At 58.1% G+C, this 14,232-nt stretch carries 14 protein-coding genes; 4 read left to right on the top strand and 10 right to left on the bottom strand.

What is annotated here, in order from left to right:
* Positions 1 to 30: 30 nt before the first annotated feature.
* Positions 31 to 1,167, bottom strand: a complete 1,137-nt coding sequence (gene recA, locus ABRP88_RS01265; RefSeq protein WP_005283473.1) for a recombinase RecA — start codon at positions 1,165 to 1,167, stop codon at positions 31 to 33.
* A 181-nt stretch (positions 1,168 to 1,348) separates the two neighbouring features.
* On the bottom strand, positions 1,349 to 1,564 hold the full coding sequence (locus ABRP88_RS01260; RefSeq protein ID WP_284769643.1) for a DUF3046 domain-containing protein: 216 nt from the start codon (positions 1,562 to 1,564) through the stop codon (positions 1,349 to 1,351).
* 130 nt (positions 1,565 to 1,694) lie between these two features.
* Between ABRP88_RS01260 and ABRP88_RS01255 the strand changes: the two genes are divergently transcribed.
* The 3 genes from ABRP88_RS01255 to ABRP88_RS01245 are packed head-to-tail and all read left to right on the top strand — an operon-like array spanning position 1,695 to position 3,588.
* Entirely contained in the window at positions 1,695 to 2,258 is a 564-nt protein-coding gene (locus tag ABRP88_RS01255; protein ID WP_349835808.1) for a biotin transporter BioY, read from the top strand.
* On the top strand, positions 2,258 to 2,950 hold the full coding sequence (locus ABRP88_RS01250; RefSeq protein WP_349835807.1) for an energy-coupling factor ABC transporter ATP-binding protein: 693 nt from the start codon (positions 2,258 to 2,260) through the stop codon (positions 2,948 to 2,950). The genes ABRP88_RS01255 and ABRP88_RS01250 overlap by 1 nt, the downstream gene beginning before the upstream one ends.
* Before the next feature lie 14 nt (positions 2,951 to 2,964).
* Complete coding sequence (locus ABRP88_RS01245) at positions 2,965 to 3,588, top strand: energy-coupling factor transporter transmembrane component T family protein (protein WP_284853259.1); 624 nt, start codon at positions 2,965 to 2,967, stop codon at positions 3,586 to 3,588.
* A 124-nt stretch (positions 3,589 to 3,712) separates the two neighbouring features.
* On the opposite strand, the gene ABRP88_RS01240 is transcribed toward ABRP88_RS01245, so the two are convergent.
* From ABRP88_RS01240 to pgsA, 4 genes are all read right to left on the bottom strand, one after another.
* Complete coding sequence (locus ABRP88_RS01240; protein WP_349835806.1) at positions 3,713 to 4,570, bottom strand: PspA/IM30 family protein; 858 nt, start codon at positions 4,568 to 4,570, stop codon at positions 3,713 to 3,715.
* Between the two features lie 133 nt (positions 4,571 to 4,703).
* Positions 4,704 to 5,081 carry a helix-turn-helix domain-containing protein gene (locus tag ABRP88_RS01235; protein WP_005278839.1) on the bottom strand — a complete coding sequence of 126 codons (378 nt, stop codon included), beginning with the start codon at positions 5,079 to 5,081 and terminating at the stop codon, positions 4,704 to 4,706.
* An 8-nt stretch (positions 5,082 to 5,089) separates the two neighbouring features.
* Complete coding sequence (locus tag ABRP88_RS01230; RefSeq protein WP_349835803.1) at positions 5,090 to 5,605, bottom strand: CinA family protein; 516 nt, start codon at positions 5,603 to 5,605, stop codon at positions 5,090 to 5,092.
* A 5-nt stretch (positions 5,606 to 5,610) separates the two neighbouring features.
* Positions 5,611 to 6,195, bottom strand: coding sequence for a CDP-diacylglycerol--glycerol-3-phosphate 3-phosphatidyltransferase (gene pgsA / locus ABRP88_RS01225; protein WP_284849966.1), 585 nt, complete (start codon positions 6,193 to 6,195; stop codon positions 5,611 to 5,613).
* A 59-nt stretch (positions 6,196 to 6,254) separates the two neighbouring features.
* On the opposite strand from pgsA, the gene ABRP88_RS01220 reads away from it, so the two are divergent.
* Positions 6,255 to 6,545, top strand: a complete 291-nt coding sequence (locus tag ABRP88_RS01220) for a YciI family protein (RefSeq protein WP_284784288.1) — start codon at positions 6,255 to 6,257, stop codon at positions 6,543 to 6,545.
* A gap of 4 nt (positions 6,546 to 6,549) precedes the next feature.
* On the opposite strand, the gene ABRP88_RS01215 is transcribed toward ABRP88_RS01220, so the two are convergent.
* The 4 genes from ABRP88_RS01215 to ABRP88_RS01200 form a co-directional block, all read right to left on the bottom strand.
* Complete coding sequence (locus ABRP88_RS01215; protein ID WP_349835801.1) at positions 6,550 to 7,671, bottom strand: TerC/Alx family metal homeostasis membrane protein; 1,122 nt, start codon at positions 7,669 to 7,671, stop codon at positions 6,550 to 6,552.
* Between the two features lie 169 nt (positions 7,672 to 7,840).
* Complete coding sequence (locus ABRP88_RS01210) at positions 7,841 to 11,083, bottom strand: FtsK/SpoIIIE family DNA translocase (protein WP_502879834.1); 3,243 nt, start codon at positions 11,081 to 11,083, stop codon at positions 7,841 to 7,843.
* Positions 11,084 to 11,355: 272 nt separating this feature from the next.
* Positions 11,356 to 11,994 (bottom strand): TIGR03085 family metal-binding protein, encoded by a 639-nt coding sequence (locus tag ABRP88_RS01205; protein ID WP_284851695.1) that lies wholly within the window; start codon positions 11,992 to 11,994, stop codon positions 11,356 to 11,358.
* A gap of 65 nt (positions 11,995 to 12,059) precedes the next feature.
* On the bottom strand, positions 12,060 to 14,231 hold the full coding sequence (locus tag ABRP88_RS01200) for a ribonuclease J (protein WP_349835798.1): 2,172 nt from the start codon (positions 14,229 to 14,231) through the stop codon (positions 12,060 to 12,062).
* Position 14,232: the final 1 nt, after the last annotated feature.

Genomic DNA, 14,232 nt, shown 5'->3' with positions numbered 1-14,232 from the left:
TAAAAGCGATGGGATTGCAGGTGGACAGGATTAGTCGTCATCGAAGTCGACGTTCGGGACCAAATCTACGGATTCATCCGTCAATGGGTCATCGGAGCCGGGGACATCCATGGCGGTAGCTTCTTCACCATTTGCCGCCTCTTCCCCAATGCCGAGCTTCTGGAAGATCTTCTTTTCGATCTCATTGGCAAGGTCCGGGTTGTCCTTAAGGAAGGAGCGGGCCTTCTCCTTACCTTGGCCCAATTGATCACCTTCATAGGTAAACCAGGAGCCGGACTTGCGGATGAAGCCGTTTTCTACGCCGAGATCAATGATGGAGGACTCGCGAGAAATACCCTCGCCGTACATGATGTCGAACTCGGCGATCTTGAATGGTGGGGAGACCTTATTCTTTACCACCTTGAGCTTTGTGCGGTTGCCAATGGCGTCTTGGCCATCCTTCAGGGTCTGGATACGGCGGATATCGCAGCGCACGGAGGAATAGAACTTCAGCGCCTTACCACCGGTGGTGGTCTCCGGGGAACCGAACATCACACCAATCTTTTCGCGCAGCTGGTTGATGAAGATTGCGGTGGTGCCAGAGTTGTATAGCGCACCGGTCATCTTGCGCAAGGCCTGGGACATAAGGCGGGCTTGCAGGCCCACGTGGCTATCGCCCATCTCACCTTCAATTTCCGCCTTTGGGGTCAACGCCGCCACAGAGTCCACAACGATAATGTCGATGGCGCCGGAGCGCACCAGCATATCTGCTATTTCTAGGGCCTGCTCACCAGTATCAGGCTGGGATACGAGGAGGTTATCGGTGTCGACACCTAGCAGGCGTGCATATTGGGGGTCGAGGGCGTGCTCGGCATCGATAAACGCTGCAATGCCGCCGTCTTTTTGCGCCGAGGCAATTGCGTGCAGTGCCACCGTCGTCTTACCAGAGGACTCTGGGCCATAGATTTCCACAATTCGCCCGCGGGGAAAGCCGCCAATACCCAGTGCCACGTCGATTGCCGTGTTGCCGGAAGAAATGGCCTTGATGGGCGGGCGGTCATCATCGCCCAAGCGCATAACGGCGCCTTTGCCATAATCCTTTTCGATCATGGCCATAGCTGCATCTAGCGCCTTCTGGCGGTCATCTCCCTTGGTTGCGGCTGAGGATGATTTCTTTTTCGTTGCCATTGTTATAAATCCTTATCTCGTACGACACTGCGTGAACACTTAATTAGACTGCTGCAGAGCCCTAAATGGTTCCGCCCTCATTGCAATCCCACTGTAGTCGCCCACACCGACACTCCAACTAGAGTACATACATCTGTTCGAATATCGAAAATGGACACGCATTTTCAGCTTTTCTCAGTCCCTATAAGGTTGGGTAATCTACGCCGAGACGGCGCTCTTGGGGGACATCGAAGTCATCGCACAGCCCTATCCATACACGGCGGGGATCGACGCCACGTTCGATAAGTTCATCCGGCGTTCCATTGAGCGCAGATAAAACATGCGAATGGCTAATCCACGCCCCTTTTGATTCGCCAAATTCATCCACAACCAATTGGTGGTACTCCGTCAATCGCATGCGCGCAATCCTACCCACCACCATGGAAATTTTTCCAAAGCCTTTACCAGGACCCTAAAAATGTTGTACTTGAACAACGTTCAAATATGCATGTCTACAGCGCCTTTACCCAAGATGCTAATCTTTTCCCATGCAGAAGAACTCCGTGGCAACCACCATTGCCTATGTTGCGGTATTTACCGCCCTCGTTATCGTTTTAGCCTTCGTTTCTATCCCCGTAGGCACCGCCGGCGTCCCCATCGTCTTGCAAAACGCCGCGCTCATTTTGGCCGGACTCATCTTAGGCGGCAAACGCGGCGGCTACGTTGGGCTCCTATTCCTCTTTCTTGGTTTGGCATTGCCCGTTTTGGCAGGCGGTGGCACCACGCTCCGCGCGCTCGCCGGCCCCACCGTGGGATACATCGTCGGATACGTGCTCTCCCCAATCGTCGCAGGCGCCATTGCTTACCGCGCCCCACGCGGAAAGAGCGGCATGACCATTGTTCTCGCTATCGCGGCCATCGCAGGCCTCCTGGTGCAGTACACCTGTGGCGCGATCGGCTTGATGCTTCGCTCCGGATTGGACGTCGGCCCGGCCATCGCGGCGCAAGGCCCGTTCGTCCTCGTTGACACTGCAAAGCTCATCGTGGCCATCATCATCGCCGTCGGTGTTCACTCCGCATTCCCCGACCTGATGGGTAAGAAGGCCTCCTAGTGCCCACCATCGACTTTTCCTCGGTGACAGTAACCTTTGATGAGACGGTGGTCCTCGATGACATCAACCTCACTTTAAGCGAGCAGAGGATCGGCATCATCGGTCAAAATGGTGGCGGAAAGTCCACGCTGACCCGGCTAATCAATGGCCTGGGTGAGCCCTCCGCGGGTACCGTCACCGTCGACGGCATAAGTCCCAGCGAGCAGGGCAAAAAGGTGCGCGAAAAGGTGGGTTTCGTCTTTTCTGATGCCGAAAATCAGATCGTCATGCCAAACGTGCGCGATGACATCGCTTTTTCGCTGCGCCGTTTCAAGTTATCTAAGGCCGAGCGCACTGCGCGAGTCGATGCCGCCCTAGAGCGGTTCGGGCTTCTAGACTTCGCCGAACGTTCCCCGCACACGCTATCTGGTGGACAGAAACAATTACTCGCCTTAGCCGCCGTACTGGTCATTGACCCAGTTCTCATCATCGCCGATGAGCCAACGACGCTGCTCGACCTTCGCAATCGCGACCGCATTAAGCGCGAGTTCGCACAGCTCGACCAGCAGCTCATCGTGGTTACTCACGATCTGGAATTCCTCATGGATTTCGACCGTGTCATCTGCATCGATGACCACAAGGTTGCCGCCGATGGAGCTCCCCAGGAGGTCATCGATTTTTACCGAGACCTCATGGCACAACGGCCACTCTAGAAAGTCACCAACTAATGACTCGCCGCAGAACCAATATTCCGCTTTCCGTGTATGTTCCGGGAACGACGGTAATCCACCGGATGAAGCCCAGTTGGAAAATACTCATCCTGCTGGTATTTATCCTGGTTACCAGCATCTTTTTCGACTCTTTGCCGTGGGCTGGCGGCGCGGTAATTGCCGCAGCGTTGACGTATATCGTTGCCCGCATTCCCCCACATATTGCGTGGAGCCAACTCTGGCCGCCCCTGATAATCCTCATTCCTCTTGCCGGGTTCCAGTGGTGGGCGAAAGATTTTGGCTACGCCGCCGTGATGTTCCTCAACATCTTGGCCGCCATGATTCTGGCCTTCTTATTAACGCTTACCTCAACGGTCGACGCGATCATGGAGTCCCTGGAGGAATCCCTCCAGCCGCTTAAACGATTCGGCGTCCCAGTAGAAAACATCAGCTTGGCGATGTCCCTGACAATCCGCCTCATCCCCCTCATGTTCGAAACGGTCTATGAGGTTCTCGATGCCCGGAAGGCGCGCGGGGCTGGGTTTTCCCCCTCGGCGTTTGTTACGCCCGTCATCATCCGCTCTATTCGGCGCGCTCGGGCCATTGGCGAGGCCCTCCAGGCCCGCGGCGTCGGAGACTAAGGTAACAAAGGCACATGCCCGACTAGCACCAAAAGCCTCCGCCTTCCCCCACCGCTCGGAGCGGGAAAGGAAAGATCGGAGGCTTTTGTGCAGTTTGCGTTATGACGAGCGAGGAGTGAGGGAGTTACTCTCCGCGTAGCTCGCGCAGGCGGGCCTGGACGGCGTCATCATTCGACGTCGGCTGAGCGGCCTGATCCGCAGCGGAACCAGAGACCTTATTACCCTCGATGGCCTGAGTGCGGTTGCCTTCCACCGACTTCGTGGAGTTCATCTCACTACGGATCTGCTCCAAACGGGAGTGCCCAGCCATCTGGATGCCTGCTTGCTGAACCTCCGCCATACGGTTTTCTACAGAATTTTCCGCCAATTCCGCCTGCCCCAGAGCCTTGGAGTAACGGCGCTCAATCTTATCGCGCACGGCATCGAGCGAAGGCGTGTTGCCGCCGGCCGAGAGCTCGTTCATGGAGTTCAAAGACTCAGAAACCTTTTCCTGCATCTTTGCCTGTTCCAGCTGCGATAGCAGCTTCGAACGCTCATCAACCTTCTGACGCAGTGCGGCATTATTGCGTTCTACAGCGCGCTTTGCCTGCTCAGCTTGTTGCAATGACTGGTCATGGAGCTTCTTCGTGTCCTCGACAGACTCCTCTGCGGTAACCAGCTGAGCGGCAAAGGCCTCAGCGGCGTTCTCGTACTCCACGGCCTTGCTCTCATCGCCATTAGCGCGTGCCTTATCGGCAAGCTCGAGCGCCTGGCGGGTATTGCCCTGCAGCTTTTCAACCTCGGCGAGGCGTCGGTTAAGTTGCATCTCCAGCTGGCGTTGATTGCCAATGACTGCCGCGGCTTGCTGCGATAGCTCTTGATGCTGACGTTGGGCATCTTCGATGGCCTGCTCAATCTGAATTTTCGGATCGGCATTCTCCTCGATTTTATTATCGAACAGTGCCATGAGGTACTTCCAACCCTTAACAAATGGATTCGCCATTATGCTCTAGACCTTTCTAAGGAATGTGGGAATGCGTCGCGTTATCGTGTTTATAGTAACCCAACGCCTAGGGCTCTGCCGCCACTAATCGCAGGTATCCACCGCGGCTACTCTCTTTAGAGTCGCGCACGCGTTAAAGCTCAGAAGCAGCCGGCGCAGTATGCGCGAGCTCTTCATCCATCGAGGGCAGCGCCATATAACCGGCAGCCTCGATCAGGACGTCCGATACAGACGCGTCGAGCGCATGGCACACGGAGGCCAATAGCTCAGAAGAAACTTCCTTGCGGCCTCGCTCGAGCTCCGACAAGTAGCCCGGTGACACGCGGGCAACGCTAGCCAATTCGCGTAGAGTAACTGACTTATCCGCGCGGAATGCACGCAGGGTCAAGCCCAATGCTTCACGCAATAGTGGCTCGGGTGCGCGGGCAGGTTGTGGCGCCGATGGTGCCGCTGCCGCAGGTTCCGCGGCAGTCTGCGCCGAGTGGTCGAGGACTGCTGTAGAAATGTTCATCGTAAGTTTTAACGCTCCTTCGATGAAATTTGTTCCCCACTGGTAGGAAAATTTTTGATGACCGCACCAAGTTGGGCGATCGCTGCTCCTACCGTGGCGTTTCTAATTTCGTTGCGTGCAGTACCCAAGTCGCGCAGGCAATAAGACTGCGCTATGCGGTCGGCAGAATAGATTCCTAAAAATACCGTGCCGGGATCTTTTCCTTCTTGTTTGTCCGGCCCAGCAACACCGGTAAGCCCTATCCCCCAATCGGCCCCAGTTTCCGCGGTGGCGGCGCGGGCCATATCGACTGCGGTTTCGCCAGAGACGACGCCCATGCGCTCGATCTCTGAGACTGGTTTGTCCAGAAAGTGGGATTTTACCTCGGTGGCATAGATGATAAGGCCGCCACGCAAGACGGCAGACGCCCCAGGCACCGAAGCGATGGTAGCGCTGGCTAAGCCGGCGGTCAGTGATTCACAAAAGGCCACGGACTCGTGGCGCGCTGTCAATAAGGCAACGAGGTCAGATTCTGTGAAGGTCATTGCGTTTAGCTATTTTGCTTCTGGCCGTCGATGAGATACTGCACGCCGGTAACGACAGTTACCACAACGGCCATCCACATGATGAAGGAGGTAGGAATATCCATCCACGAGGGAAGCGGCCACAAGTATAGACCCACGGCGAAGGACTGCAGGACGGTCTTCAACTTGCCGCCTTTAGAGGCCGGGACGACCTTTCCGCGGCGCAGCAGGGCCATGCGCCAGATGGTGATGCCGAATTCTCGGATCAAGATAATGACGGTGATCCAGACCGAAAGCTGATCGACGATATTAAGGCAGACCAGCGCTGTGGTCATGAGCGCTTTATCAGCAATGGGATCGGCAATCTTGCCAAAATCAGTAATCAACCCGCGGGCGCGGGCAATATCGCCATCGAGCTTATCCGTGAGCATTAATGCGGCGAAGACGCCGAAAGACCACCACTGGTGGCCGCTGATGACCAGCCATGCAAAGACCGGAATGAAAACGATACGCAGGCAGGTAAGGACATTTGGCAGATTCCAATTAGAGACCTGCGGATTCACATCCGAGGACTGCGCTGACTGTGCTCCGGGTTGATTCACCCTATACATACTACCCGCTTGGGTTCTGGTCTCGCGGCACACTCCCCCGAGAATTTATACTGGGAGGTATGAAATATTTTGCAGTCAATTATGAATACAACCCAGCCAATCCAGAGATAGCGAAGGTGCGCCCTGCCCACCGCGAGTTCACTGGGAAGTTATTTGATGAGGGCACCATCGTGGCCTCGGGACCGTTCACGGATTCCCAGGGAGGCGCACTCATCATTGTGCGCTTTGACGATGATGACACCCAGGTTGCCGATGTCATCCAGCTGATGAACGATGACCCCTTCTATCAAGAAGGATGCCTCCAGGGCCGAAGCTTCCGCGAGTGGAACCCGGTCAAAGCCCGCTTTTAGGCCCCTAGTTGGGTAGATCTTCTTTGGGCAGCTCCTCGGCCTTGCCCAAGTAATCCCCGCGGGTATTGCGCACGATCTTATTTCCTTCCTCATCCCAGTCGTAGCGGTTGTGGGAGACAGCCACTACGCCTTGGGTCTTATCGCGCATGTTCTTAATAACCGATGCAAGAACGGTGATGACCAGAACTCCAACGATGACCACTAGCGAGCCGATGGTGGAAATTTCCGGCACGGATTCGATATTGTCGCCGCCATTGATAAACGGCAGGTTATTCTCATGCAATGCGTGGAAAAGCAGCTTGACGCCGATAAAGCCAAGGATGATGCCCAGGCCGTAGGGCAGGTAGACGAGGCGGTCCAGGAGGCCATCGATAAGAAAGTACATTTGGCGCAAGCCCATCAGTGCGAATGCGTTGGTGGTAAAGACCAAAAACGCCTCCGAGGTGATGCCGTAGATTGCCGGAATGGAATCGAAGGCAAACATGACATCGATAAGCCCAATGGACACCAGCGCCACAAACAGCGGCGTGAAAGCAAATTTACCCTTCTTTGAGCCACCGTCCGCACGGTAGGTGAGCTTGTCCCCGTGGTACTGCGGGGTAACATCTACCGCCTTGCGCACGAGCTTGATGATGGCCATATCGTTCGGGTTGGTCTCCGGCGCGTCCCGAATCTCATCGATGACCAACTTGATGGCGGTGTAGAGCAAGAAGACGGCGAAGAGGTAGAAGATATCGGACCACGCCGCGATAACCGCCGCGCCCAGCAGGATGAATACCAAGCGAAAGAAAAGGGCGATGATGATGCCGATGAGCAGCACCTTTTGTTGATATTTGCGCGGGATTTTAAAGGACCCCATGATAAGCGCAAATACGAAGAGGTTATCCACAGAGAGCGCTTGCTCGGTGACATAACCGGTAAAGAACTGGATGCCGTGCTCATGGCCCCAAACGGCCCAGACGACGCCGCCAAAAACTACGGCGACGGCAATATAGAAAAGGGTCCACAGGCCCGACTCTTTCAAGGTGGGCTCATGTGGGCTGCGCACGTGAGAATAAAAATCGAATATAAAAAAGGCTAGAATCACCGCACCGGTGACCAGCCACACCCACAATGGAATATTCATCGCGAGATCCCTCCGGTCGAATTTACTTTAAGAAAGTGACCGGAGGTCTCCCCCGCCCAGCGACTATTCCTTGCTGGGCCGACACGACCGGGAGCGCCAGGCTACCGTGTTGACGATCTATGCCGTATGTGGGGTACTCCCCTCCAAGACCGTGACTATCTTACACTACTTAGAATGCTCCGGACGATGGGTTATAGGTTGCTTGCACCGTCCGCGTATCGGAATTGGGCGCATCGGGGGCATCGGAAGTAGCAGACTCTGCAGAATCGCCCGCATCATCGTCTGCCTCTTCTTGGTTCATCTCGTCCTGGATTTCCTTGGGAGCCTCGGCAGGATCGGCGCCCTTAATCATCCACAGGATGGTGTCGAGCTCTTCGGGCTTGACCAGCACCTCGCGGGCCTTGGAGCCTTCCGATGGCCCCACGACACCGCGCGATTCCATCAGATCCATCAGGCGGCCCGCCTTGGCAAAGCCGATGCGCAGCTTGCGCTGCAGCATTGAGGTGGAACCCAGCTGGGCGGTCACCACAAGTTCGACGGCCTCGAGGAGGTCATCCATGTCCTTGCCGATGTCATCGTCGATTTCCTTCTTCGCCTCGGACTGCTTTTCCTCGGTCACGCCCTCGGTGTAGTTCGGGGCAGCCTGGGATTTGGCGGCTTCGACGACATCCATGACCTCGTCATCGGAAACGAATGCGCCCTGCATGCGCACTGGGCGCTTTCCCTGCGGGATGAATAGGCCATCGCCCATGCCGATGAGTTTTTCCGCACCGCCTTGGTCCAAGATGACGCGAGAGTCGGTCAAGGACGAGGTAGCAAACGCCAAGCGGGAAGGCACGTTGGTCTTGATCAGGCCGGTGACCACATCGACGGACGGGCGCTGGGTGGCGAGCACCAAGTGGATGCCGGCAGCGCGGGCCTTCTGGGTGATGCGGACGATGGAGTCCTCAATTTCCTTCGGGGCGGTCATCATCAAATCCGCCAGCTCGTCTACCACGCAGACGATATAAGGATAAGGACGAACCTCGCGCTCGGAACCGGCCGGTGCCTGGTACTCGCCGGAGACTACCTTGCGGTTATAGTCCTCGATCTTGCGCACACGCGCGGCCTTCATATCCATGTAGCGCTGCTCCATCTCTTCCACTAGCCACTGGAGTGCCGCAGCGGCCTTCTTCGGCTGGGTGATGATGGGCGTAATCAGGTGCGGGATGCCTTCATACGGCGTGAGCTCGACCATCTTTGGATCGACGAGGATCAGGCGCACCTGCTCCGGGGTGGCGCGGGTCAGCAGCGAAACCAGCATGGAGTTCACGAATGCAGACTTACCGGAACCGGTGGCACCGGCAACCAGCAAGTGCGGCATCTTCTGCACGGAAAAGGACGTGTATTCACCCTCGATGTCCTTGCCCAGGCCAATCAACATTGGATCCGGGGACGAAGTCATGCTAGGCGCATCCAAGACCTCGCGCAGGTGGACCATTTCGCGGTCCGGGTTAGGCACCTCAATGCCCACCGCGGACTTGCCTGGAATCGGCGTAAGCAAACGCAGGTTATCGGTCGCTACGGCATAGGCCAGGTTGGACTGCAGGTTCGTAATCTTTGAGACCTTCACGCCTGGTCCAAGCTCAATCTCATAGCGGGTTACCGTGGGGCCACGGCTAAAGCCCGTTACCTGAGCATTGACGTTGAACTCTTCGAAGACATCAGTAATGGCCTCAATGATGCGGTCATTGATCTCGGTTCGTTCCTTCGCAGGCGTACCAGGGGTTAGGAGATCGGTAGAGGGCACCGCATAGTTGTCGTTGCCAAACTGCGCTGGGGCGGGCGCTTGGGGTTGCGCGGCAGGCTGCTCCGCCGCGGCGGATTCTACCTGTGCGCCGGTGGCGGCATCGCGACCAGAGCGCTCACGGAACAGGCGCCGAGCCTCCTCGTGCGCCGAAGACACGGCATCAGATCCGGCCTTGGCAGCACCTGCGGCAGCCGCGCCCGCGGCGGCTCCAGCAGCACCGGCACTGGCTGCAGCGCCCTTGGCCTTGCCAGCGGCACCAGCGGCACCAGCAGCACCAGCAGCGCCGGCCACCCCAGAAGCAGCAGCACCAGCGGCACCCGCGGCGCGACCAGCGCGCGAAGCTGCATCGCCCTTCTTGCGGCCGGCAGAAGACCCGCCAGTGGCAGTACCCAAAACGCGGGTGGGCTCACTTTCTGGCAGCGCCGGTTGGGTGGATTCGGAGTCCTCTGTGTATTCGGCGTCGTCTACGGCCGGGAAGGCATCGGTATCCCCCATGCTGGAATCCGTGCCGTATCCCAGTTCTTCGTCGCTGCGGTCTACGGGTTCATAGCCCGCGCGGACTGGAGTATTGAAGGCGACGGTGTGGTCGTCTCCGGGGGCATCGGCAAGCGGCTCCACCGGATAGGAGCTACCGGTCTTGCGCGGGGTGGACGGGCGGCGACGTTTCGGCGCAGGACGCTCGGATCGCTCGCGGCCGTGCGCAATATCGTCGATATCGCCAGATACGTGGCCGTAAAGATCGTCTTCGTCGGCATCGTCGTAGTCCGCCTCGCTGCCGCCAAAGCGGGAAAAGGCCGAGCGCAGCGAATCCGCAACGAGCTCGTAGACCTCGCGGATGGTAATACCGGTAACCAGCAGCGCACCGTAAATGATGACAAGGAAGAGCAGCGGCACCGCAACATACGAGGTAAACGCGGCATCGAGGATCCCGCCGATGGCAAAGCCAACAACACCTCCGGCCCCGCCCGCGGTATCGGTAGTAAAACCGAGCGGCGGATTGTCGGCAAATATGTGAATGAGGCTCAGCATCGCCAGCACGGTGATCGACGTGCCACCGGCAATACGCGGATTGATGCGACCGGATGGACCGTCCAATTCCATCATGAGTGAGATGGCCAGCGCGACGAGCGCAATGGGAAGTACCCACGCGCCGGCGCCGATGACGTAGCGCACCAGGTTACCCACCCAGGCGCCCACCTGGCCGGCGACGCCAAACCACACGGTGGCGGCGAGGACGATGGATACGCCAATGAGCACTAAGGCAACCGCATCCGGATTATTGACGCGGAACCCACCCTGGGAAGATGGCGCGGCCTCCTCGGCAGCCTGTGCTTCCTCCTCGGCCGCGATATCGCGCGCGCGAGTTACCTTGCTCTTCTTCTTTTTCCCGGCGCTGTCAGAAATTTCCTGTGGCTCCCTTGTTCTCTCGAAATCCTCCGTGCCGTCTGCAGGTGCATCCTGGCTCGGCTTTAAGCCCGCAAGGCCATTTCCTAGGCCGCGGGCGACATTGCCCATTCCTCGCGCGGTGGCACCAAATGCAGAGCCAAGCCCCTTGCCGACGGCCCGAAATGCGCTCCCCGTACGCTCCTGCGTCGTTCCTGCCGCGCGCCCAGACGAGGTCATCTCCAGGGTCTCTGGCACACCGGCGCTGGACTGACTGCGGCCAGACGGGCGCGACCGGTTGACTTTCCGGCCAGGCGCGCTTTTCGATGCTCGCGTCTGGTTGCGGCGCGATCCGCGCGAGGAGGCATTTTTGACAGACATGTCATTTACCTTAACCGGAAAACCCCACAAATCACATACGCCACACGCGTGGCGCGGTCCGCAAACTGGAAATTATGCAGTATCTGCGTCAAAACGTTGCCGCCCGGCCAGGAAAAGTGCCTATTTCTAGGCTAGAGGGTTGACATTTCAATGGCGGACTCATCGCCATTGATGGTGACTTGGACAACGTCGCGCCCGTACGCCCACAGCAGTAGTTCCCCGACCTCCCCGCTGACGCGGACCACACGATCACCACGATCGGCCACCCCGTGCTTATCCGCCACGACGATGCGCGGCAGCCCATCCGGTTGCAGGATGACCGGTTGGGTGGACTTGCGCAGGCTAAATTTAGCCCAGATCTTCAAAAAGCGGTGCAGCTTCTTCTGTACCGCAGCGGAAAAATCGCGCGGTTCGGTCTCGCCATTGGCGCGGCGAATATCCTCGTGATGGATAAAATGCTCGGCCAAATTCTGCTGGGAATCAAGAAAGCGTGCGGGGTTGAACTTTGCCGGTCCCCTCCCCCAGGCATCGACAAGCTCATCGAAATCGCGGCGGGCGACCTTGGCGGATTCCTTGTCCAGGTGAGACTTAAAGACCGAGAGGAACATGCCCGCGGCAGCATCGGGACGGTTTTCGCGCACCCAGAGGTGAGTAACTAAGTCGCGCGTGGTCCAGCCCTCACACAACGTGGGGGCATCGGGACCTAACTGATGAAAAAGCGCGACCATCTTGGCGCGTTCGGAAGATGAAAACGACATGTGCCCCAGCATACCGAGGACATCGAAATGCTGGGGCACAGAAATTATGCCGGGATTAAATCCTTTTGTAGGAGAATCTACAGGGACTCGCGGCTGGCGTCGACATCGGCGTCATCGGCAAGCAGCGTCCCGGAATTCGTCGGCACGATGGTGGGCAAAATGACCGGCTCGCGCTTGTACTTGGAATCCATGAGCTTGGAGACCTTGCGGCGCAGCTTCTGCACCATCCGGTAGGTGTCATTCTCACCCTCTGCAGCGAGGTCGTTCATGGTGTTTTCCACCATCTCTGCCACCTCGGGCACGACGCCGCGGTCATCGTCGGAGAAGCCGGTGGTCGCGACCGTCGGGTGCTCCAGCAAGCGGGAGGTGCGGTTATCAATCACGCAGGTAATGGATACCACGCCGCCGGCACCCAGGTTGGTGCGATCTGCCAAGGTATCGGCATCGACATCACCCATGGACACGCCATCGACGTAGAGGTGGCCAACCTGCAGCTGGCCGACGACCTCCGCGCGGCCCTTGCGCAGATCCACCACGACGCCGTTTTGCGCCAAGACCGTCCGGTCGCGGGCAACGCCGGTAGAAATCGCCAATTCCTTATTAGCCCGCAGGTGGCGCCACTCGCCGTGGACCGGCATGGCATTGCGCGGGCGCGCCGCGTTGTACAGGAAGAGCAGCTCACCGGAGTAGCCGTGGCCGGAAGCGTGCACCTTGACGTCCTGGTTGGTGATGACGTTGGCACCAATCTGGGACAGCATATTGATAACGCCGAAGACGGCCTCCTCATTGCCCGGAATGAGCGAGGACGAGAAGATGATGGTATCGCCATCGCGCACCGTAATCTGGCGGTGTTCGCGGCGGGCCATGCGTGAGAGCGCAGCCATCGGCTCACCCTGCGTACCGGTGGTGATGAGCATGGTCTTGTGCGGGGCCATCTTCGCGGCCTCATCGATTGGGATAATCGTGCCGCGCGGAACCTTCAAAAAGCCCATCTTTTCCGCGATTTCCATGTTGCGCATCATCGATCGACCGTTGAAGGCCACCTTGCGGCCATTGGCCACGGCAGCATCGATGGCGGCCTGCACGCGGTAGACGTTCGAGGCGAAGGAAGCCAAGATGACACGCTGCTTCGCGTTAGCCACCAAGCGCTTGAAGTTGGCAGGGATATCGCCCTCGGAGGCAGATACGCCCGGCACCGTGGCGTTGGTGGAATCGCACAGCATGAGGTCAACGCCCTCGTCGCCGTAACGAGACAGCGCCGGAAGGTCGGTCGGACGGTTATCCAACGGGGTCTGGTCCAGCTTGATATCACCGGTGTGGATGATGTTACCGGCCGGGGTGCCCAGCATGATGCCGAGTGCATCAGGCACGGAGTGGTTAACCGCCCAGAAGCGAACGCGGAAGCAGCCGTAGGTCACGTCGGACTTCTCGTTAACCTCGACGAACTTCGGCTTCTGGCGGTGTTCCTTACACTTCGCCGCAATAAGCGCGATGGTGAAACGGGAGGCAACGATGGGAATATCCGGGCGCAGCTTCAACAGCCACGGGATGGCACCAATGTGATCCTCGTGGGCGTGGGTAACCACGAGAGCCTTTACCTTGTTGATCTTCTTTTCAATCGGCCCGAAGTCCGGCAGGATGAGATCCACGCCAGGCTCGCCGGAGGATGGGAAGAGCACGCCGCAGTCAATGATGAGCAGCTCATCGCCGTACTCAAAGACGGTCATATTGCGGCCGATTTCAGAAATTCCGCCCAAAGCGTAGATGCGCAGGGTATCTTTCGCCTGCTTCGGCGGTTCCGGTAGGCGCTTGGTCAGATCCGCGCCCTGCATCGACTTCGGCACATTGCGGCGGCCGCGGTTGTTGTTGTTGCGGCCACGGCCTTTGCCATTGCCGTTCTTTCCGTTGCCACCGTTGTTGTTCTTGTTATTGCCACCGTGGTTATTGCCACCTTGGCCATTGCCGCCGTGGTTATTTCCCTGGCCATGGCCATTATTGCCGTTTCCGCCACGGCCACGGCCGCGGCCGCCGCGGGAACGCGAGCGACGTCCGTTGTTATCGCCATCGTTCTTGTTATCGGACGAGTTGTTCCGGCCAGAGTTGGCCTGGTCTTCGTTTCCGGCAGTGCCGGCGTTATTGGCAGGGGCCTGAAATACGGGCGAAGCCGCCTCGTTGGAGGCGGTCTCAGTTTCCGAAGGTGGACCCACCTTGCGGGTCACCTTGCGGGAACGGTTACGGGGTTCAGTCATT

This window comes from Corynebacterium sp. KPL2734 (assembly GCF_040225595.1).
In the GTDB taxonomy this organism is placed as follows: domain Bacteria; phylum Actinomycetota; class Actinomycetes; order Mycobacteriales; family Mycobacteriaceae; genus Corynebacterium; species Corynebacterium rhinophilum.
This window is presented reverse-complemented; position numbering and strand designations above follow the sequence as displayed.

Excerpts from the sequence above, each read along its gene's own strand:
- pgsA (WP_284849966.1), bottom strand. The coding sequence starts at position 6,195 with ATGTATAGGGTGAATCAACCCGGAGCACAGTCAGCGCAGTCCTCGGAT.
- ABRP88_RS01210 (WP_502879834.1), bottom strand. The coding sequence starts at position 11,083 with ATGACCTCGTCTGGGCGCGCGGCAGGAACGACGCAGGAGCGTACGGGG.
- ABRP88_RS01240 (WP_349835806.1), bottom strand. The coding sequence starts at position 4,570 with ATGGCGAATCCATTTGTTAAGGGTTGGAAGTACCTCATGGCACTGTTC.
- recA (WP_005283473.1), bottom strand. The coding sequence starts at position 1,167 with ATGGCAACGAAAAAGAAATCATCCTCAGCCGCAACCAAGGGAGATGAC.
- ABRP88_RS01215 (WP_349835801.1), bottom strand. The coding sequence starts at position 7,671 with ATGAATATTCCATTGTGGGTGTGGCTGGTCACCGGTGCGGTGATTCTA.
- ABRP88_RS01260 (WP_284769643.1), bottom strand. The coding sequence starts at position 1,564 with ATGCGATTGACGGAGTACCACCAATTGGTTGTGGATGAATTTGGCGAA.
- ABRP88_RS01230 (WP_349835803.1), bottom strand. The coding sequence starts at position 5,605 with ATGACCTTCACAGAATCTGACCTCGTTGCCTTATTGACAGCGCGCCAC.
- ABRP88_RS01200 (WP_349835798.1), bottom strand. The coding sequence starts at position 14,231 with ATGACTGAACCCCGTAACCGTTCCCGCAAGGTGACCCGCAAGGTGGGT.
- ABRP88_RS01235 (WP_005278839.1), bottom strand. The coding sequence starts at position 5,081 with ATGAACATTTCTACAGCAGTCCTCGACCACTCGGCGCAGACTGCCGCG.
- ABRP88_RS01220 (WP_284784288.1), top strand. The coding sequence starts at position 6,255 with ATGAAATATTTTGCAGTCAATTATGAATACAACCCAGCCAATCCAGAG.
- ABRP88_RS01245 (WP_284853259.1), top strand. The coding sequence starts at position 2,965 with ATGACTCGCCGCAGAACCAATATTCCGCTTTCCGTGTATGTTCCGGGA.
- ABRP88_RS01205 (WP_284851695.1), bottom strand. The coding sequence starts at position 11,994 with ATGCTGGGGCACATGTCGTTTTCATCTTCCGAACGCGCCAAGATGGTC.
- ABRP88_RS01255 (WP_349835808.1), top strand. The coding sequence starts at position 1,695 with ATGCAGAAGAACTCCGTGGCAACCACCATTGCCTATGTTGCGGTATTT.